Annotated in this window: 18 protein-coding genes and 1 other RNA gene; 8 read left to right on the forward strand and 11 right to left on the reverse strand. The window is 64.9% G+C overall.

Features of this window, described 5'->3' with window-relative positions; genetic code table 11:
• Position 1: 1 nt before the first annotated feature.
• From LPB04_RS01115 to mraZ, 5 genes are read right to left on the reverse strand one after another with little or no spacing between them, the layout of a single operon-like run.
• The gene (locus tag LPB04_RS01115; RefSeq protein WP_193686989.1) at positions 2–1522 is read right to left on the reverse strand and encodes a UDP-N-acetylmuramoyl-L-alanyl-D-glutamate--2,6-diaminopimelate ligase; all 1521 of its coding nucleotides are present in this window, start codon (positions 1520–1522) and stop codon (positions 2–4) included.
• Positions 1522–3297, reverse strand: coding sequence for a peptidoglycan D,D-transpeptidase FtsI family protein (locus tag LPB04_RS01120; protein WP_193686990.1), 1776 nt, complete (start codon positions 3295–3297; stop codon positions 1522–1524). The genes LPB04_RS01115 and LPB04_RS01120 overlap by 1 nt, the downstream gene beginning before the upstream one ends.
• Positions 3294–3566, reverse strand: coding sequence for a cell division protein FtsL (ftsL, locus tag LPB04_RS01125; protein ID WP_193686991.1), 273 nt, complete (start codon positions 3564–3566; stop codon positions 3294–3296). Before ftsL ends, LPB04_RS01120 begins: the two co-directional genes overlap by 4 nt.
• The gene (gene rsmH, locus LPB04_RS01130) at positions 3563–4525 is read right to left on the reverse strand and encodes a 16S rRNA (cytosine(1402)-N(4))-methyltransferase RsmH (protein WP_193686992.1); all 963 of its coding nucleotides are present in this window, start codon (positions 4523–4525) and stop codon (positions 3563–3565) included. Before rsmH ends, ftsL begins: the two co-directional genes overlap by 4 nt.
• A gap of 7 nt (positions 4526–4532) precedes the next feature.
• Complete coding sequence (gene mraZ, locus LPB04_RS01135) at positions 4533–4961, reverse strand: division/cell wall cluster transcriptional repressor MraZ (protein ID WP_193686993.1); 429 nt, start codon at positions 4959–4961, stop codon at positions 4533–4535.
• 451 nt (positions 4962–5412) lie between these two features.
• On the opposite strand from mraZ, the gene LPB04_RS01140 reads away from it, so the two are divergent.
• Together LPB04_RS01140 and LPB04_RS01145 are read left to right on the forward strand one after the other, a co-directional pair.
• Positions 5413–6363 carry an AAA family ATPase gene (locus LPB04_RS01140; RefSeq protein ID WP_193686994.1) on the forward strand — a complete coding sequence of 317 codons (951 nt, stop codon included), beginning with the start codon at positions 5413–5415 and terminating at the stop codon, positions 6361–6363.
• 64 nt (positions 6364–6427) lie between these two features.
• Positions 6428–7129, forward strand: coding sequence for a fumarylacetoacetate hydrolase family protein (locus LPB04_RS01145; protein ID WP_193686995.1), 702 nt, complete (start codon positions 6428–6430; stop codon positions 7127–7129).
• Between the two features lie 21 nt (positions 7130–7150).
• Here LPB04_RS01145 and LPB04_RS01150 read toward each other — a convergent pair whose 3' ends face one another.
• The 3 genes from LPB04_RS01150 to rnpB all read right to left on the reverse strand — a co-directional run bounded on the left by LPB04_RS01150 (position 7151) and on the right by rnpB (position 9559).
• A complete protein-coding gene (locus LPB04_RS01150) occupies positions 7151–7675 on the reverse strand; it encodes a PH domain-containing protein (protein WP_193686996.1) in 525 nt (174 codons plus the stop codon).
• Positions 7672–9159 carry a glycerol kinase GlpK gene (glpK, locus tag LPB04_RS01155; RefSeq protein WP_193688814.1) on the reverse strand — a complete coding sequence of 496 codons (1488 nt, stop codon included), beginning with the start codon at positions 9157–9159 and terminating at the stop codon, positions 7672–7674. The genes LPB04_RS01150 and glpK overlap by 4 nt, the downstream gene beginning before the upstream one ends.
• A gap of 48 nt (positions 9160–9207) precedes the next feature.
• Positions 9208–9559, reverse strand: an RNA gene (rnpB, locus tag LPB04_RS01160) — RNase P RNA component class A.
• A gap of 129 nt (positions 9560–9688) precedes the next feature.
• Between rnpB and LPB04_RS01165 the strand changes: the two genes are divergently transcribed.
• On the forward strand, positions 9689–11389 hold the full coding sequence (locus tag LPB04_RS01165) for a thiamine pyrophosphate-binding protein (protein WP_193686997.1): 1701 nt from the start codon (positions 9689–9691) through the stop codon (positions 11387–11389).
• 34 nt (positions 11390–11423) lie between these two features.
• On the opposite strand, the gene LPB04_RS01170 is transcribed toward LPB04_RS01165, so the two are convergent.
• Positions 11424–12362: a hypothetical protein gene (locus LPB04_RS01170; protein WP_193686998.1), complete on the reverse strand. Its 939-nt coding sequence runs from the start codon at positions 12360–12362 to the stop codon at positions 11424–11426.
• 157 nt (positions 12363–12519) lie between these two features.
• On the opposite strand from LPB04_RS01170, the gene LPB04_RS01175 reads away from it, so the two are divergent.
• Positions 12520–13281: a DUF4261 domain-containing protein gene (locus LPB04_RS01175; protein ID WP_193686999.1), complete on the forward strand. Its 762-nt coding sequence runs from the start codon at positions 12520–12522 to the stop codon at positions 13279–13281.
• 19 nt (positions 13282–13300) lie between these two features.
• On the opposite strand, the gene LPB04_RS01180 is transcribed toward LPB04_RS01175, so the two are convergent.
• Positions 13301–13450 carry a hypothetical protein gene (locus LPB04_RS01180; protein ID WP_193687000.1) on the reverse strand — a complete coding sequence of 50 codons (150 nt, stop codon included), beginning with the start codon at positions 13448–13450 and terminating at the stop codon, positions 13301–13303.
• 284 nt (positions 13451–13734) lie between these two features.
• Here LPB04_RS01180 and ftsY point away from each other — a divergent pair, with 284 nt between their 5' ends.
• From ftsY to rpoH, 4 genes are all read left to right on the forward strand, one after another.
• Positions 13735–14835, forward strand: a complete 1101-nt coding sequence (ftsY, locus tag LPB04_RS01185) for a signal recognition particle-docking protein FtsY (RefSeq protein ID WP_193687001.1) — start codon at positions 13735–13737, stop codon at positions 14833–14835.
• 6 nt (positions 14836–14841) lie between these two features.
• Positions 14842–15516: a cell division ATP-binding protein FtsE gene (locus tag LPB04_RS01190; protein WP_193687002.1), complete on the forward strand. Its 675-nt coding sequence runs from the start codon at positions 14842–14844 to the stop codon at positions 15514–15516.
• Complete coding sequence (ftsX, locus tag LPB04_RS01195; RefSeq protein ID WP_193687003.1) at positions 15513–16433, forward strand: permease-like cell division protein FtsX; 921 nt, start codon at positions 15513–15515, stop codon at positions 16431–16433. Before LPB04_RS01190 ends, ftsX begins: the two co-directional genes overlap by 4 nt.
• Before the next feature lie 513 nt (positions 16434–16946).
• Positions 16947–17840 (forward strand): RNA polymerase sigma factor RpoH, encoded by an 894-nt coding sequence (gene rpoH, locus LPB04_RS01200; RefSeq protein WP_193688815.1) that lies wholly within the window; start codon positions 16947–16949, stop codon positions 17838–17840.
• Positions 17841–18055: 215 nt separating this feature from the next.
• Here the strand turns inward: rpoH and LPB04_RS01205 are convergent, their stop codons facing one another.
• The gene (locus LPB04_RS01205; protein ID WP_193687004.1) at positions 18056–19312 is read right to left on the reverse strand and encodes an NAD(P)/FAD-dependent oxidoreductase; all 1257 of its coding nucleotides are present in this window, start codon (positions 19310–19312) and stop codon (positions 18056–18058) included.
• Between the last annotated feature and the right edge of the window lies 1 nt (position 19313).

Raw genomic sequence — 19313 nt, forward strand, 5'->3', positions numbered from 1 at the left:
GCTAGTTATTCCTCATCATGGTGAGCCGCGCACTGAGCGCCAGCGCGGCGTGGTCGGCGTCGGAAAACGGCAGCTTCTTGCCCTTGATTTCCTGGTAGGGCTCGTGGCCCTTCCCGGCCAGCAGGATCACGTCCTGTTTATTCGCCTGCTTGACGGCGGCCAGGATCGCGGTGGCGCGGTCCTCGATCGCCTGATGTTCTTTATCCATACCCGCGACGATCTGGGCGATGATCGCGCCCGGTTCTTCGCTGCGCGGGTTGTCGCTGGTGACGATGACCTGGTCGGCAGCTTGCGCGACGGCGCCCATCTGCGGACGCTTGCCCGGGTCGCGGTCGCCGCCGCAGCCGAACACGCACCACAGCTGGCCGCCACGCTCGTCCGCAACCTGGCGCAGCGCGTGCAGGGTTTTTTCCAGCGCGTCCGGCGTGTGGGCGTAATCGATCACGACCAGCGGCGCATCCTGGCCGCCGACCTGCTGCATGCGGCCCGGGGCCGGCAGCAAGGCTTCGATCGCCTCGACCGCGCGCGGCAGCTCGACGCCCTTGGCCAGCAGCGCGCCCAGCACGGCCAGCGCATTGCTGATGTTGAAGCGGCCGACCAGCTGGGTTTTCACCAGCTGGCTACCCTGGGGCGCCTCGAGCTGGAATTCGGCTCCCGTCGGACGGCTGCGTTTATTGGACGCGCGCAGGATGGTCACGCCCTCGATCGCCGGCTGGGTGGCCGCGTCGTGCAGCGTGTAGCCGGTGATCGCCAGCCCGGGATTGGTCGCACGCAGGTGTGCCACCAGGCGCTGGCCGGCCGGATCGTCGAGGTTGACGACGGCGGTCTGCAGGCCGGGCCATTCGAACAGCTTGAGCTTGGCCGCCTCGTAGGTCTCCATGTCGCCGTGGTAGTCGAGGTGGTCGCGCGTCAGGTTGGTGAAGATCGCGACGTCGAAATGCAGGCCGGCCAGGCGTCCTTCGACCAGGCCGATGGACGAGACTTCGATCGCCAGCGAGCGTGCCTTCGCTTCGCGCACGGCAGCCAGGCGGCTCGCGAGCAGCACGGCGTCCGGCGTGGTGTAGCCGGTCACGTCGAACTCGGGTTCGCCGCGCCCTTTGTACATGGCCACGCCGAGGGTGCCGATGACGGCGGCCGTCTCGCCGAGCCTTGCGAAGGCCTGGCCGAGCCAGACGGCGCACGAGGTTTTTCCATTGGTGCCGGTCACGCCGACGGTGAACATGTCGGCGTCGGGCTGGCCGAGGACGGCGTGCGCGATCAGGCCGGCCTGCGGTTTCAGGTCCGGCACGGCCAGGTGCGGCACCACGATTGCCTCGTCCCAGGCGAAGTCGCGCGCTTCGAAGACGACGGCGGCGGCGCCGTTCGCGACTGCCGAAGCGATGAAGCGGCGCCCGTCGGCGGTTTCGCCCGGATAGGCGAAGAAGACGTCGCCCGGTACAACCTGGCGCGAGTCGGAAACGAGTTTGCCGCCCGGTGCGGCGGCAGTGATCCACTTGCAGATATCGTGCAGGCTACGCGTCATCACCAACTCTCCTCGAGTGGCTCTTCCGGAATGATGATGTCGGTGACCGACGAATCCGGAGGAATGTTATGGGCCCGCAGGGCGTTCGCTGCCAGGTCGGCGAAGGTCGGCGCTGCGACGCTGCCGCCGGTGCGCAGCGCGCCGCGCGGGTTGTCGACCATGACGGCGATGATGAAACGCGGCTTCGACATCGGCGCGATGCCGACGAAATAGCCGATGTTGTCGGTGCGCGAGTAATGGCCGTTGACGATCTTTTCGGCGGTACCGGTCTTGCCGCCCACGCGGTAGCCCGGCACCTGCGCCTTCGAGGCCGTGCCTTCCGGGCTGACGACCGATTCGAGCATGGTGCGCACCTGGGCCGCGGTCTTCGGCGAAATGACCTGCTGGCCGACCGGCCGTTCGTCCATCTTGACGAACGACAGCGGGATGATGTCGCCGTTGCGCGCGAAGATCATGTAGGAGCGCGCCATCTGCAGCAGCGACACCGACAGGCCGTGGCCGAAGGCCATGTTCGCGTATTCGATCGGCTTCCAGGACTTCCATGGACGCACGCGGCCGGCGGTCGGGCCGGGGAAGCCGAAGCGCGGGGCCTGGCCGTAACCGAGCTTGGTGTACATCTCCCACATTTCCTGCGGCGGGATCAGCTGCGAGATTTTCACCACGCCGATGTTCGACGACTTCTGGATGATGCCGCCCACGGTACGCACGCCGTAGTTGTGGGTATCGCGGATGGTCTTCCCCGTGATCGTGATGCGGCCGGGCGAGGTGTCGAACACGGTGTTCGGCGTGATGCGCTTGGTTTCCAGGCCGAGCGCCACGGTCACCGGCTTGATCGTCGAGCCGGGCTCGAAGGTGTCGGTGATGACGCGGTTGCGCAGCTGCTCGCCGGTGAGCTTGGAGCGGTCGTTCGGGTTGTAGCTCGGGTAGTTGGCCATGGCCAGCACTTCGCCCGTCTGCACGTCGAGCACGACGGCGCCGCCGGCCTGGGCGTTGAACTTCTCGACCGCATTCTTGACGCTGGTGAAGGCGATGTACTGGAGTTTACTGTCGACCGACAGCGTCAAGTCCTTGCCGTCGTGCGGCTCGCGCGAGAAGCCCAGGTCTTCGACGATGCGGCCCAGGCGGTCCTTGATCACGCGGCGGCTGCCCACCGCGCCGACCAGGGATTTTTGCTGCGCCAGCTCCATGCCTTCCTGGCCCACGTCTTCGACGTTGGTGAAGCCGACCATGTGGGTCATGACTTCGCCCTGCGGATAAAAACGCTTGTATTCCTTGCGCGTGTCGAGGCCCGAGATTTTAAGTTTTTCGATTTTCGCGATGACGTCCATCTCGACCTGGCGCTTCAGGTAGACGAAGGTGCGGTCGGAGTCGAGCTTCTTGCGCAGTTCCGATTCCGGCATCTCGAGCAGGCGCGCCAGTTCCCTCAGTTTTTCCGGCGGCGAGGCCAGCACGTCTTCCGGGATCGCCCAGACGGCCTTCACCGGCAGGGACGAGGCCAGCACCTCGCCGTTACGGTCCATGATCTTGCCGCGCGTGGCGGGCAGCTCGAGCGTGCGCTCGTAGCGGCTCTTGCCCTGCTTTTGCAGGAACTGGGTCGACATGCCCTGCAGCCAGAGCGCGCGCAGGCCGAGCGCGGCAAAGGCCGCGAACAGCACGAACAGCATCACGCGCGAGCGCCAGTCGGGCAGGCGCACGGCCAGCACGGGGCTCTTCGAGAAGGCCATGCCTTTGGCCGCGGCGACGCGGCCGGTGGTGAAGGGCTTGTCGCGCTTCATCGCGCGCCCTCCGTCAGGTACTGGGTGCGCGCCGGGGTCAGCGGGGTCATGTTCAGGTTGGTGCGGGCGATCTGCTCGATGCGCTCGTTCTTGCCGAGCGTGGACTGGTCCAGCTGCAGCTGGGCCCAGTCGATGTCGAGCTGGCGCGACTGCTGCTGCAGGCGCTCGAGTTCGATAAACAGGTGGCGCGCCTGGTAGCGCGCGTTAACCAGGGTCAGGCCGCAGGCGATCAGGCCGGCCGCCAGCAGGATGTTGAGCTTGTTGCTCATCGTGCCGCATCCTCCAGCCGCTCGGCCACGCGCAGCACCGCCGAACGGGCGCGCGGGTTGGCGGAGACTTCCTCGCCGGATGGCTTGATCTTGGCAATCAGCTTCATCTGCGGCTGCGGCAGGTCGACGGCGCGGATCGGCAGGCGCCGGTCCGGCTGCGGCACCTTGGCCTTGCTGGCCAGGAATTGCTTGACCATGCGGTCTTCGAGCGAGTGGAAGCTGATCACGGACATGCGGGCGCCGGGCGCGAGCATGGCGTAGGCAGCCGTCAGCCCTGCCTCGAGGTCCTCAAGCTCTTTATTGATGAAAATCCGGATAGCCTGAAAGGTACGGGTGGCCGGATCCTTGCCTTTTTCCCGAGTCTTGACCGCGTCTGCCACGATTGCGGCAAGCTGGCGTGTGCCTGAAATTGGCTCGATTGCCCGGCGAGCAACAACCGCCTTTGCAATCTGAAAAGCAAACCGTTCTTCCCCATAATCACGTATAACCTTTTCCAGTTGTTGTTCGGTCGCCGTGGCTATCCATTCGGCGGCCGAGAGTCCGCGTGTCGTGTCCATCCGCATGTCGAGCGGGCCGTCGTTGCGGAAGCTGAAGCCCCGCGTGGCGTCGTCGACCTGGGGCGAGGAGATGCCCAGGTCGAGCAGGATGCCGTCCACTTGCGTCACACCCTGGGCGGCGAGTGCCGTGCCCATGGTCGCGAAGCTGTCGTGGACAATCGAAAAGCGTGGGTCGGCGATCTGCTGCGCGGTGGCGATCGCCTGCAGGTCCTTGTCGAAGGCAACCAGGCGACCGTCCGGTGCCAGGCGCGACAGGATCAGGCGGCTGTGGCCGCCGCGGCCGAAGGTGCCATCTATATAGAGACCCGAGGCACGAGCGCCCGTCAGGTCGAGCGCATCGACCGCTTCATCAAGCAGCACCGTGCGATGCTGCAATTCGGGCACCGGAGTGGCAATCGTCATCCGTGCCTCAGAAAGAGAAATTGGAAAGTACATCGGGCATGCCGCCGGCAACGGCGGATGCTTCATCGGCGGCCAGCTTGGCGGCGTCCCAGATCTCGAAGTGGCTGCCCATGCCGAGCATCATCACTTCTTTTTCCAGGCCGACGGCGGCACGCAGTTCGGGGGAAATCAGGGCGCGGCCGGCGCTGTCCATCTCGACATCGCAGGCGTTACCGAGGAAAATGCGCTGCCACGCGCGTGCCGACATGGGCCAGGCGGCGATCTGGTCGCGGTGGGTTTCCCAGACGGGACGCGGGAACAGCAACAGGCAGCCGTGCGGGTGGCGGGTCAGCGTGAGGCGGCCTTCGCATTGCAGCGCGAGGGCGTCACGATGCTTTGCCGGAATCGACATCCGGCCTTTCGCATCGAGATTGATCGCTGACGCGCCTTGAAACACGTAGGTACCTAGCTTTGGAGAGTTATCAGTTTAGTTGTTTTGCGCGCCGGGAGACCTGAACTTCTCCCACAAAACTGCACTTTTTCACACTGTTTCCCACTTTAGAGGAAGCGTTGTTACTGGTCAAGCGAATTCCGGTAGGAAAAATCTGGATTTTGCTAATGAAATGAAGGACTTAGCACGCATCGCTCAAGCAGTCTCACGACAAAATCTCTCGGAAAATTAAGCACTTAGGCTCAAGTGTGAATGTCTTACCTCATCTGGATAATTACGCGACATTTTTTCCTTGTAGAAAAAATATTCATTTTCCGCGACGAGATCGTAGCTGTGGCCGGCTCGCACGCGACATCCGGGAAATTGCGGATTCATGCTGGAAGGATTAGGATTTCTCCATCGCCCAACAGTTCGGCCCAGGCCGGGGGCGAGTTGCCGTAACAGCAAGGAGATTGCCGTGAGCCTGACCATTGCGCGCACCCGCGCCGTGTACGACCTGCTCGACGTACAGGATGCCCTGGATCGCAGCCGGGGCCGCTCGCCCGAGCTCGAAGCGTTCTATGAACGCATGCTCGATACCGGCCCCGAGCGCTTCGTGACCACGCCCTCTTCCCTCGACGCCCTGTCCCCGCTCTTTGAAGAATGCCCGAACTTCGACGCCGTGCTGGACGACCTGGCGCGCTACCTGCGCCTGGCCCACGCCGGCAACAAGGGGTTCAATGTGATGCCGATCCTGCTGCTGGGCGGGCCGGGCGTCGGCAAGACCCATTTCGCCAAGCGCCTGGCGCGCGCCATGGGCACCGACTGCGAACTGATCAGCATGAACGCCCTCTCGGCCGGCTTCGTCATCACCGGCAGCTCGGCCAGCTGGCGCGGCGCGAAATGCGGCAAGGTCGCCGAGCGCCTCGTGCGCGGCCAGTACGCGAATCCGGTCGTGGTGCTCGATGAAGTGGAAAAGGCGAGCGGTTCCTCGCAGTCCGACCCGCTGGCCGCCTTGTACCAACTGCTGGAGCCGGAAACCTCGCGCGCCTTCCGCGACGAATTCATCGACGTCGAGATCGACGCCAGCCAGATCTTCTGGGTACTCACCGCCAATTCCACCGAAGGCATCCCGGCGCCCCTGTTGAACCGGATGGCCGTGTACGAGGTGCCGGCGCCGACGGCGAGCCAGGCGGCCGGGATCGCCCAGCGCATGGTCGCGGCGCTGCTGGTGGAACTGAACTTGCCCGGGTTCGACGCGCGCCTGCCCGATGCGGTGCTCGACAAGCTGGCCCCGGTCGCCCCGCGCGACCTGCGCAAGACCCTGCTCGACAGCCTGGGTTATGCGGTGGCCGACGGGCGTGCCCATGTGACCGTGGCCGACGTGCGCCTGCGCGGCGTGCCGGGACGGGCGCGGATCGGGTTTTAACTTGGCGTTCCGCTGATCCTCCGGCGGCGCTAGAATAAGGTCATATCGTCAACCAGAGAGCCCCATGACCGAGTTCGCCATCACGCCACCTGCCACGCCTTCGCTCGCCATCTTCGGCAGCAGCGCCCGCTTCCCGATCCGCCGCGTCTTCTGCGTCGGCCGCAATTATGCGACCCACGCGCGCGAAATGGGCAGCGATCCGGACCGTGAACCGCCCTTCTTCTTCACCAAGCCGGCCGACGCCGTGGTGCCCGCCGAAGGCGCCATTCCCTATCCGCCGGCGACAAAGGACCTGCACCACGAGATCGAACTGGTCGTCGCCCTGCGTTCGGGCGGCGCCGACATTCCGGCGGACGAGGCGCTGGCCAAGGTGTGGGGTTACGGCGTCGGCCTCGACCTGACGCGGCGCGACATGCAGGCGGTGGCGAAGGACACCGGCCGTCCGTGGGACATGGCCAAGGGTTTCGATGCCTCCGCCCCGTGCAGCCCGCTGCGTCCGGTGAGCGCCTTCGGCCATCCGGCAGACGATGCCTGCATCCGCTTTTCCGTGAACGGCGAGGTGCGCCAGGACGGCGCCTTGAACGAGATGATCTGGCCGATCGCCGACATCATCAGCCACCTGTCGCGCCTGGTGACGCTGGCGCCGGGCGACCTGATCTTCACCGGTACGCCGGGCGGCGTCGGTGCGCTGCAGCCGGGTGACCGGGTGCATGGCGAAGTGGCGGGCGTCGACGAGTTCGATCTCGAGATCGTCGAGAAATCGTAAGCGGGTAGTGGCCGCGCGTCCTCACCTGGCCGGCGTTGCGCGCAGCGCAGCCAGGAAGCGCTCCGGCTGCTGCACGCTGATCAATAACGAAGGTCCAGTTCTGGCCGGCAGGTAGACCACCCGGCCGCGGTCGGTCAGCAACGCAAACACCTGTCCGCCCTGCCCCGTAAAACGCCCCGCCGCATAACCCGGCAGGCTGATGCCATTGCTGCGCACGCCGAGCCGGGCCTCCGGGATGGCGTCGAGACTACCGGCCCGCGCCCGCGCCAGGTCGAACTCGCCCAGCGGACGCTCGTGCTGGTAGAAGTGGGCCGCGTGCAGCACGAGCTTGCCGTTTTCAAGACGCAACTCGTTGTCCGACATGGTAAAACCGAGGGCCGACATCAACGGCACGATCAGGATCGCCGCCAGTCCCACGTTGCGCAGGGTACGCGCCGGCCCGTCGCGGTGCAGCACCAGCAAGGGCGCGCCGCAGGCCAGCAGCGCGATGGCGAACAAGGCCGCATACACCCAGGCGGCAGGCGCCGGGATCGCGAACGCCGTCAATGCTCGACCCAGCCCTTGGCATGCTCGACCGCACGCGCCCAGCGCGTCCGCAGTTCGGCACGACGCTCGGCCGGCATGTCCGGCTCGAAGCGGCGCTCGGCGCGCCACAGGGCCTGGATTTCCTCGCGCGAGCTCCAGAAGCCCTCGGCCAGGCCAGCCAGGTAGGCCGCGCCCAGCGCCGTGGTTTCCGTCACCGCCGGGCGCACCACCGGCACGCCGAGCAGGTCGGCCTGGAATTGCATGAGTAAATCGTTGCGGGCGGCGCCGCCGTCGGCGCGTACTTCCATTACCGGGCAGGCGGCATCCTTCTGCATCGCCGCCAGCAATTCCGCGCTCTGGTAGGCGATTGCCTCGATCGCCGCGCGTGCAATGTGCGCCTTTGTCGTGCCGCGCGTCATGCCGACGATGGTGCCGCGCGCGTACGGGTCCCAGTGCGGCGCGCCGAGGCCGACAAAGGCCGGCACCAGCATCACGCCGCCGGAATCCGGCACCGAGGTCGCCAGCGCTTCGACCTCGTTCGAATCCTTGATGATGCCGAGGCCATCGCGCAGCCACTGGACGGTGGCGCCGCCCATGAAGACGCTGCCCTCCAACATGTAGTCGGTGCGGCCGTCGATCTTCCAGCCGATGGTCGCCAGCAGGCGGTTGCGCGAGACCGGCGGCACATAGCCCGAGTGCATCAGCATGAAACAACCGGTGCCATAGGTATTTTTCACCATGCCCTTGTCGTAGCAGGCCTGGCCGAAGGTGGCGGCCTGCTGGTCGCCGGCGATGCCCGACAGGGGGATCGGCCTGCCGAACCATTCCTCGCGCGCGAGGCCGACCTGGCCCGAGCTGCGCACCACTTCCGGCAACATCGATTCCGGCACGCCGAACAGGTCGAGCAGAAACGGATCCCAACGCATCGTATGGATGTTGTAGAGCATCGTGCGCGAAGCGTTGCTGACGTCGGTGACATGGCGCCCGCATAATTGATAGGCGAGCCAGCTGTCGATCGTGCCGAAACAGAGTTCGCCGGCCAGGGCCCGTTCGCGCGCGCCGGGCACGTTCTCGAGCAGCCATTGCAGTTTGGTGGCGGAAAAATAGGCGTCCAGTTCGAGTCCGGTGCTGCGGCTGATCTGGCGCGCGTAGCCCGCCTCGCGCAGGCGGTCGCAGGCACCGGCCGTTCTCCGGTCCTGCCAGACGATGGCGGGCGCGATCGGCTCGCCGCTGGCGCGGTCCCAGACGACGGTGGTCTCGCGTTGATTGGCGATGCCGATGGCGGCGATCTGGGAAGCCGGCACGCGGCTGTCGGACATCACCTTGCGCGCGCAGGCGAGCTGGCTGTTCCAGATGTCGAGCGCGTCGTGCTCGACCCAGCCGGGCTGCGGGAAATGCTGGGGAAACTCCTGCTGGGCGCAGGCGAAGACCTGTCCCTGGCGATCGAACAGGATGGCGCGGGAACTGGTCGTTCCCTGGTCCAGGGCCAGGACGTACTGCGGCACGTACTGAGGCAGATGTTGAGGCACGAGTCCCCCTGCGCTGTGAATTAAGTGTAAAGCAGGCCGATAGGCCGGATTCTGTGTAGTGGTCTCCCTTGCGGGACGCCCCTATGACAGCCATTCCTCTAGGCGCCGAATTACTCCGGCGCTCAAGCTTCCTACCCGCACGCTCCGCGAGCAACATCAACGCGTGCCTATTTGGAATTGCTCCGAGTGGAGGTTACCGCGTTTCACCGTAACTGAATACGCTCGTCTCTGTGGCCCTATTCCTCGCCTTATACCCCTGGCTTGCGCCAGCGGCTTTCGGCGGACGGCCGTTAACCGTCACCCCGCTCTGTGGAGTCCGGACCTTCCTCCCGCCGGCACCTTGAGAGTGCCAGCCAGCGGCTGTCTGGCCTGCTTCACGGGGTGCATTGTAACCGATGGGGGTAAGCGCCGCCATTTTTGAAAATCGGTGTCGCCATTTGAAAAGCCCGCCGCCAGGCGATTGCATAGAATGCCACGATGCCTACCTTTCAAGGATGACCGACACATGACGCACCCTTCCCGCACCGGCGGCCAGATCCTGGTCGATGCACTGCACGTTCACGGCGTCGACACCGCCTTCGGCGTGCCCGGCGAAAGCTATCTCGACGTGCTCGACGCCCTGCATGACTCCGAGATCCGCTTCGTCATCAACCGCCAGGAAGGGGGCGCGGCCTTCATGGCCGAGGCCTACGGCAAGCTGACCGGCAAGCCCGGCATCTGTTTCGTCACCCGCGGCCCCGGCGCGACGAACGCCTCGATCGGCGTGCACACGGCCTACCAGGATTCCACGCCCATGATCCTGTTCATCGGCCAGGTCGGCAACGATTTCGTCGACCGCGAAGCCTTCCAGGAAATCGACTACCGCCGCATGTACGGCGAGATGGCGAAATGGGTGGCGCAGATCGACCGCGCCGACCGCATCCCCGAATACATCGCGCGCGCGTTCCAGATTGCGACCAGCGGCCGTCCGGGCCCGGTGGTGCTGGCCCTGCCCGAGGACATGCTGATCGATACGGCAGAAGTGGCCGACACCCGCCGCTACCAGCCGGTGCAGGCGGCGCCAAGCGCTGCGCAAATCGATACCCTGCGTTCGATGCTGGCCGAAGCGCAGCGCCCGATCGTGCTGCTCGGCGGCGGCACCTGGAATGCGCAGGCCTGCGCCGACCTGCAACGCTTCGCCGAAGCGAACGCACTTCCCGTCGCCTGCACCTTCCGCTTCCAGGACCTGCTCGATAACGCCCACCCGAATTACATCGGCGACGTCGGCATCGGCATCAACCCGAAACTGGCCGCGCGCGTCAAGGACGCGGATCTCGTCATTGCGATCGGCCCGCGCCTGGGCGAGATGACGACCGGCGGCTACACCCTGCTCGCCTCGCCGGTGCCGGCCCAGCGCCTGGTCCACATCCACGCCGACCCCGAGGAACTGGGCAGCGTCTATCAGGCCGAATTGATGATCGCCAGCGGCGCGCCGCAAGTCACCGCCATGCTGGCCGCGATGGAACCGGTCGATGCCAGCGCCTGGCGCCATACCGTCGCCGAGGCGAAGGCCGATCTCGCCGCTTACCAGGAGCAGCCGCCAATCTTCAGGAACGGCGAAGCGCCGCTGGACCTGTGGCAAGTGGTGCAGGACCTGATGGCGACGCTCCCACGCGACACCATCATCACCAACGGCGCCGGCAACTACGCCTCCTGGGCGCACCGCTTCTGGCGCTATGGCGGCATGCGCACGCAGCTGGCGCCGACCAACGGCGCGATGGGCTATGCGGTGCCCTCGGGTGTCGCGGCAAAAATCGTCGACCCGCAGCGCACCGTCGTCACCTTTGCGGGAGACGGCGAATTCATGATGACGGGCCAGGAACTGGCGACCGCCGTGCAGTACGGGGCCGGCGTGATCATCATCGTCTTCAACAACAGCATGTTCGGCACCATCCGCATGCACCAGGAAAAAACCTATCCGGGCCGCGTCTCGGGTACGACCCTGCACAACCCGGACTTCGCGGCGCTGGCGCGGGCCTACGGCGGGCATGGGGAAATCGTCGAGAAGACGGCCGACTTCGCGCCGGCCCTGGCGCGCGCACTGGAACACGCGAACGGCAAGAACCTGCCGGCCCTGATCGAATTACGTTACGACGGCAACCTGATTACGCCAAACCTCACGCTGGAGGCGATGCGCAAGGCGGCGCAGGCGGCACAGGCGGGCTAAGGCCCGCTTGCACCGCAAACGGCGACGGCAGGTGCTACAAGCGCCGTTCCAGCGTCAGCTCGGCGCTGAATGCCAGCGGCCCGTCGCTGTCGGTGGTCAGGCTGCCGTTGAAGGTGTATGCGCCATTGGCGAGAACACCGACCGTGATCTTGCCCCCTGTGATCGTCAGGCTGTCGCGGCCTTTCGACGCCGTGAATGCGGCCGAGCGCACTTGCACGTGGGCGGCGCTGTCCAGATGTTGAACGAAGTACGTGCTGTCGCCGACCACGAACTCACCCGTGCGCAGGTAATCGCTCAAGGGCACATAAGCTGCGGGAAGGCTGACGCCACTCTTGCGCGGGGGTGCGAAGTTGAGGTCGATCCGCACATGGCTGCCCTGGTAGGGGGCGGTTATCATGATGCCGGCCGAACTGATATCGGTCCCGTTCACGTCCTTGTACGTCGCGCTCGCCCTGGCAGCGCAGACATCCTGGCTCGCCTGCAAGGGCGTCAGGGATGCTCCCTGGAATGACACCCGCCCCGAGTCGAAGACGGGGGAATTTGAAAACCGCCGCCACTCGACGCCGCCGCTCGCGCCAAGCTTACCGATGATCGCGTTGTCGCCCGCGATGTGCCAATTCGCAGGTGCCCCATTCGTTTCGAGCAGTGTGCTCCCCTGCAGCTTCCAGCCCGAGGTGGAGCGGTCGCAATGCTTGACGACGATGTCGGCCCCATTCTGGACCAGGACATAAGGCAGCAGGAATTCGGAAAATGCGTATGGATTGATTTGATACCAGAGTCCCTGCGTATTGACTGGTGCCGGTTCGGGCTGCGAACTGCCTCCGCCGCACGCGGCCAGCGCGAGAAGCGCGGCAAAGCCCGTAATTATTCTAAGGTGCATCAGGGGCCGTCCTTTTTTGGTTAAAACGCGAATCACGCCGCCACGCGAGCAGATCCCGTTTCGCGAATAGTTTACCGAATTAAGATGGTCCAATTCTCACCTTTTATCACCTCGCACGAACGCTCCAGCACGGTCCTCGACCCTGGTTCGATTGCCAAACGCAGCATTGCGCCGAACGCGCTATGCTGCTCGACGGCAGCATGCACAACGGGCCTGCGCGCCAGGCAAAACGATAAGGAGACGAAACACCGTGAGCACCACCCCAGAACTGGTCTTGTGCATTCCCGGTCCATGGGACAACAGCAGCATCCTGGCCGACGAGATCGCCGTCAGCGCCATCGGTTATTCCCTGACGGGCACCGTGCTGCGCGACGCCGAGACCGGCTTCGCCTGCGAACTCGTGCTGCAAGGGGCCGATCCGAACCTGGCGGCGGACTTCGCCAGGGCCGGTCCGCACTGGGCCTCCACCGAGGCGATGGCCGACATCGACGACCACGCGTCGGTCGCCTACCTGGCAGGACCCAGCGGTTCGCGCGAAGCGGCCGAGGCGATGATGCGCGCCGGCGCCGCCCTGATCGATAGCGGCGGCCTTGGCGTGAAGGTCGACAGCACCGGGATCGCCCACGCCCCGGCCTACTGGATCGACATGTGCGAACAGCTCGACCAGCTGACGGCGCACCGGGCGCTGGTGGTCTACGTGGCCGGCGCCGAGGTCTATTCCTGCGGTATGCACAACTTCGGCTTGCCGGAAGCGATCACCAGCGGGGGCGACAAGACGCAGGCGGCCGACATGCTGCGCTTCTTCACCCGCTACCTGCTCGAACGTTCTCCACAACTGGCCGATGGCCACACCTTTTCGGTCAGCGAGGGCAAACCCGTGTACCGGGTCGAAAAGGTGGCGGCGGTCGATTACGGCGAAGGCTCGCTGTTCAATAACCCCTACGGCGCCTGGCGCCTGAGCCCGGTGGCCCCGGAAAAGAAGGGCAACTGGTGGGTCCGCAACCGGCAATAAGTCGACTGGCGGCCGTTCGCTAGCCCGGCAGCAGGGGCTCGAGATCGGCCGGCAGCGGCAAGGGGCCGTCGAACACGCTTTGCTGCTCCGCTGTCGGATGCGTCAGGAACAGCGCGACGAGGGCAATGAACAGCCAGGCGAGCGAGTTGCGCAGCGTGGACCGTTTCATGGGCTTTTCCTCCTGTTCGGTGCTGGTCGAACCCATACTGTAGACCAGCGCGCACGGACACACCCGGGCGCACGATTCGATCGCTCCAGGTCGTCGGCAGGCCTGGGGCCGCATTTCAGAACTGTCGCGTTTGCGCATATCGGCAGCGTTCTGCATTGTCCAATTCGATGGCAATTCGTTGCCGATTCGTCAGTACCTCCCTCTGGTAAAATACGCGCGACCCTTTTCGTCGTGCCGGCGGTTTTGTCCGGCATGTGCATGCACTACCCTCCACCATTCAATCCATGTTTAGTTTCTTTAAAAGAAAAAAAGCCGCCGACACACCGGCGCCGGTCGAGGTTGTGCCGGCGCCGGTTGTGCCCGCCCCTGCGCCCGCCCCGGCGCCTGCTACACCTGCCCTGGCACCTGCCCCGGTAACGCAAGCCGTCCCTGAAGCCGACCTCTTCATCGAAGAAACGGCCGAACGCCCGACCAGCGAAGCGGAAAAGAAACGGTCCTGGATGACGCGCCTGAAGGCGGGCCTGTCCAAGACCTCGAGCAATTTGTCGCTGCTGTTCGTCGGCGCGCGCATCGACGAAGACCTGTACGAGGAACTCGAGTCCGCGCTGCTGATGTCGGATGCCGGCATGGACGCGACCCAGTTTCTTCTCGATAGCCTGCGCCGCAAGGTGAAGGAGGACAAGCTGCTCGACGCCGCCGCCGTGAAGGCCGCGCTGAAAACGCTGATGATCGAGATGCTCGCGCCCCTGCAAAAGCCGCTGGAACTGGGCCGCCATGAGCCGCTCGTGATGATGATTTCCGGCGTCAATGGTGCGGGTAAAACCACCACCATCGGCAAACTCGCCAAGCACATGCAGCGCTCGGATCAGTCCGTGCTGCTGGCCGCCGGCGACACCTTCCGCGCCGCTGCGCGCGAGCAGTTGATGGTCTGGGGCCAGCGCAACAACGTCACCGTGATCTCGCAAGCCTCGGGCGATCCGGCCGCGGTCGCCTTCGACGCGGTGCAGTCTGGCAAGGCACGCGGCGTTGACGTCGTGATGGTCGATACAGCCGGCCGCCTGCCGACCCAGCTGCACCTGATGGAAGAACTGAAAAAGATCAAGCGCGTGATCGGCAAGGGCATGGATGGCGCCCCCCACGAAACCGTGCTCGTCATCGACGGCAATACCGGCCAGAACGCGCTGGCGCAGGTGAAGGCTTTTGATGACGCGCTGCAGCTGACCGGCCTCGTGATCACCAAGCTCGACGGCACGGCCAAGGGCGGCGTGCTGGCCGCGATCGCGCGCACGCGTCCGGTGCCGGTGTACTTCATCGGCGTCGGCGAGAAGCTGGACGACCTGCAGCCTTTCAATGCAGAAGAGTTCGTCGAAGCGCTGCTCGGATAAATGCAGATGATCGAATTCCACTCCGTTTCGAAGCAATATTCCGCCGATGCCACCGCCCTGCGCGAGGTATCCCTGAACATCGACAAGGGCGAACTGGTCTACCTGGCCGGCCCGTCCGGCGCCGGCAAGTCGACCCTGATGAAGATGATCGCCGCCATCGAGCGTCCGAGCAGCGGCCGCGTGATCGTGTTCGGCCAGGACATCGGCAAGCTGGGCAAACCCGGCATCCCCTTCCTGCGCCGTAAACTCGGCCTGATCTTCCAGCACCAGCGCCTGCTGAACGACCGCAACATCCTCGCCAATACGATGCTGCCGCTGCTGGTTACCGGCGCCCCCAAGGCCGGGGCCGAGCAACGGGCCCGGGCCGCGCTCGACAAGGTCGGCCTGCTCGACCGTGCGAAAGCCCATCCGCTGGAACTGTCCGGCGGCGAACAGCAGCGCGTGGCGATTGCCCGTGCGATCGTCAACCGGCCGCAGATCATCCTGGCCGACGAGCCGACGGCCAACCTCGACCGGGTGGCCGCCGACAAGGTGCTCGACGCCCTGCGCGCTTTTCATTCCGTCGGCGTGACCTGCCTGATTTCGACCCACGACGAGCAGGTGCTCGACGGCGCGGCGCGCGTGATTCGCCTGGAACATGGCCAACTCGTCCCGACTGACCGTGTTGGAGGTGCGGCATGAGCCCCTGGATCCGCCAGCACCAGTTCGCGCTCGGCGCGGCGCTGTCCACCCTGCGCAAGGCGCCCGGCAGCTTCCTGTTCAATGTGCTCGTCGTCGCGGTGGCGCTGGCGCTGCCCTTCGCCGGCATCACCCTGCTCGACAACGTGCGTCCGATGTCGGAGCAGTTATCGGTCGATCCGGAAGTAAGCCTGTTCGTGAAACCGGGCGCGACGCGCGAAGAGGCGCAGGCGCTCGCACCCCGGCTGCGCCAGATCCTGCAGGGCAGCAAGGCCAGGATCGTGTTCGTGCCGCGCGAACAGGCGCTCGACGATTTAAAAGACCGCAGCGGCCTGTCCGCCGCCCTCGACACCCTGGGCGAGAATCCGCTGCCCGACAGCTATGTGATGAAACTGGAAGGTTTCAATAGCACCGTCGAGGCCGCGCGCATCGACGGCATCGTCGAGCAGATGGGCGCGCTGCCGCAGGTCGATACCGTGCAAGTCGATTCGGCCTGGGTGAAACGCCTGGCCGCCCTGCTCGGCATCCTGCGCCTGGCGCTACTGTTGCTGGCGGTCACGCTGGGCGTGGTGGTGATTGCGGTCGTGTTCAACACAATCCGCCTGCAGGTCCTGACCCAGCGTGAGGAAATTGCCGTCTCGAAGCTGCTGGGCGCGACCGACAATTTCATCCATCGTCCTTTCTATTACACGGGCGCCCTGCTCGGGCTGTGCGCCGGCGCCGTGGCGCTGGTCGCGGTCGCGCTGGGCCTGCATCCGCTCAACAATGCCATCGCCGAGTTCGCGCGGCTGTATGCGTCGGAATTCCAGCTGGCGCCGCTCGGCGCGTTGGAAGTGGCGGGCTTGCTGGCCATCAGTGCCGGACTCGGCCTGGTCGGGGCCCTGCTGTCGGTGCAGCGCCACCTGGCGCGCATGCGCTGAGGCCGCGCAGGGAGACGAAGGCAGTATGGCCGGGCGATTCTGCCCGGGCCATATCGCCTGCCCATGTTGTGCCGCCCTGCAAATTTTCACGCCCCCATTTGTAGGTATTGACGCCGCCAGCGCGCCAGACATCTTCCCTTCTGAGCGCTGAACTTCTTCCTCGGTGCGCCAACTAACAGAAACCACGTGTCCCGGACCCGTAACCTGAGTCCTGACCGCTGCCGCATGTCCGATACGTTTGAGCTATCTCAACAATAATGCAAGCCTCTGTTCTACAGTAAATTGCTCTATTTTCGATTCCGCAAAGAAATACTTTGATGAAACTTAAACGCTCTTCCGATCCGGGGGCGTTGCTGGCACTCTCCCATGGGGAGTGCTAATATATGTTCTCAAGTGAAGGTAAACAAGATCTGAAACGCATCCGGCACAGGCTTGAAGATAAGCGTGCCATCAGTTTCCGGGATGTCCCGGGAACCTGATCGATGCAGCAAAGATTACTCTACGAGGAAAATGATGATGTCCGCACAATCCGCACTGGTTCCGACCAGCAGTCGTGCCTTGAACCTCGGTTTCACCGGCAATCTCGGCAATATCGACGCGTATATTTCCGCCGTCAACCGCCTGCCGATGCTGACCCACGAGGAAGAGGTTTCGCTGGCAAAGCGGCTGCGGGATGCGAATGATCTCGACGCCGCGCAAAAGCTGGTGCTGTCGCACCTGCGCCTGGTGGTGTCGATCGCGCGCGGCTACCTGGGCTATGGCCTGCCGCACGCGGACCTGATCCAGGAAGGCAATATCGGCCTGATGAAGGCCGTGAAGCGTTTCGACCCGAACCAGGGCGTGCGCCTGGTGTCGTACGCGATGCACTGGATCAAGGCCGAGATGCACGAATACATCCTGAAGAACTGGCGCCTAGTGAAGGTCGCCACGACCAAGGCCCAGCGCAAGCTGTTCTTCAACCTGCGCAGCAACAAGGTGGGCCTGGACGCGATGACCCCGACCCAGGTCGACGACCTGGCGAAGATGCTCGACGTCAAGCGTGAGGAAGTGATCGAGATGGAAACCCGCCTCTCGGGCCGCGACATCGCCCTGGAAGCGCCGACCGACGACGAAGACGACAAGTTCTCGCCGATCGCCTACCTGTCCTCGGACCAGCAGGAACCGACCAAGGTGCTGGAAGCCGAGCAGGTCACGCGCCTGCAGTCCGAAGGCCTGGAAACGGCGCTGGGCAAGCTCGACCCGCGTTCGCGCCGCATCGTCGAAGCGCGCTGGCTGGCGAACGACGACGGCTCGGGTGCGACCCTGCACACGCTGGCCGAAGAGTTCGGCGTGTCGGCCGAGCGGATTCGCCAGATCGAGTCGGCGGCTTTGAAGAAGATGAAAGGTGCGCTGGCGGCGTTTGTGTAAGCAGCCAGGCGTTGAAGGACACGGCGGCCCCGCGCGGGCCGCTTTTTTTTTTGGCAAATTTGTTGGTCAATGTAACGGGCCGCATGGTTTCAAACGGTGAACGCGTGGGCAATGCCCACCCTACGTTACGCCACAGTTGATTGAACTTGCTGCGGACGGTGGTGCACCGTAGGGTGGGCATTGCCCACGCGTTACGGCGTTCGATCAACTGCGCCCTAACTCAGCACATCCGCCCAGATCTGCCGCGCCCAGGCATCGGCATCGACACCTTCCTGCGCAGATGCATGCTCGGACAGCACGCCGGCCCCTTCCGCCTGCATGCTCTTCTTCGCCGCGTCGTACCGGTACAGGGTCGAGATGTGCATTGCCTGCCGGTCGTCGATATAGCTGTAGCAGGTATTGGCAAAGGCCGGTGCCGCGTCTGGCGCCTGGCCCAGCATCAGGTCGACAACGGCACGCGCACAGATCTTCGCCTGGGCGTTGGCCATATGGGCCGACTTGGGCAAGCCCGATTCGATCGCATCGCCAATGACGTGGACCCGGGGCAGTACCGTCGAGGCATAACTGAGAAAGTCGACCTCGCACCAGCGCCCCTCGCTGTTCGCCAGGCCGGCCTCCTGGGCAAGCTTGCCCGCGCGCTGGGGTGGAATGATGTTCAGTACGGTGGACTTGACCGTATCGAACGCGGTCCTGACGGTCTTCGTCGCCACATCCACTCCCTGCAGCTCGCTGCCCGGCAGGTAGTCGATCAGGCCGGGATACAGGTCACGCCATGCCCGCTCGAACAGGGCCCGTTTCGAGGTGATGACGGGATTGGCGTCGAGCACCACGACCTTGGACCGGGGTTTGTGCGTCTTGAGGTAAAAGGCGACCTGGCAGGCGCGCTCATAGGGCGCGGGCGGACAACGATAAGGCTGTGGCGGCACCACGATCGTGAAGACGCCGCCGTTCGGCATGGCGATCAGCTGGCGCTGCAGATTGCGCGTCTGCGGTCCCGCTTTCCAGGCATGGGGAATCTGCTCCTGGGCGCCGGCGAGCGCGGGAAAGGCGTCGTAGATGAAATCGATCCCGGGGGCGAGGATCAGCCGGTCATACGACAGTTTTTTATCTGCCATGACGATGCGCGACTTGTCCGGGTCGATCGCCGTGACGCCGCCGCGCATGAATTTGACGCCATGGTGCTGCTGCAGCGCATCGTAGGCGAAGGTGAGTTGCTCCAGCGTTCGTTGGCCGGCCAGCACGCGGTTGCTGACCGGGCAAGAGACGAACTGCGCGTTCTGGTCCACGAGGATGACCTCGATGCGTCCGCCGCTCAATAGCCTGACGTACTTGGCCGCAGTCGCGCCGCCATAGCCGGCGCCGACCACCACGACACGGCCTGGTGAAGCGCTCCTGCGCTTGCCGGATGCCTGCGCCATGGCTGTCCATGCCGACCCTGCCAATGCCCATTCGAGAAGCTGGCGTCTGCGCATC

The organism is Massilia litorea (assembly GCF_015101885.1).
GTDB lineage: Bacteria > Pseudomonadota > Gammaproteobacteria > Burkholderiales > Burkholderiaceae_D > Telluria > Telluria litorea.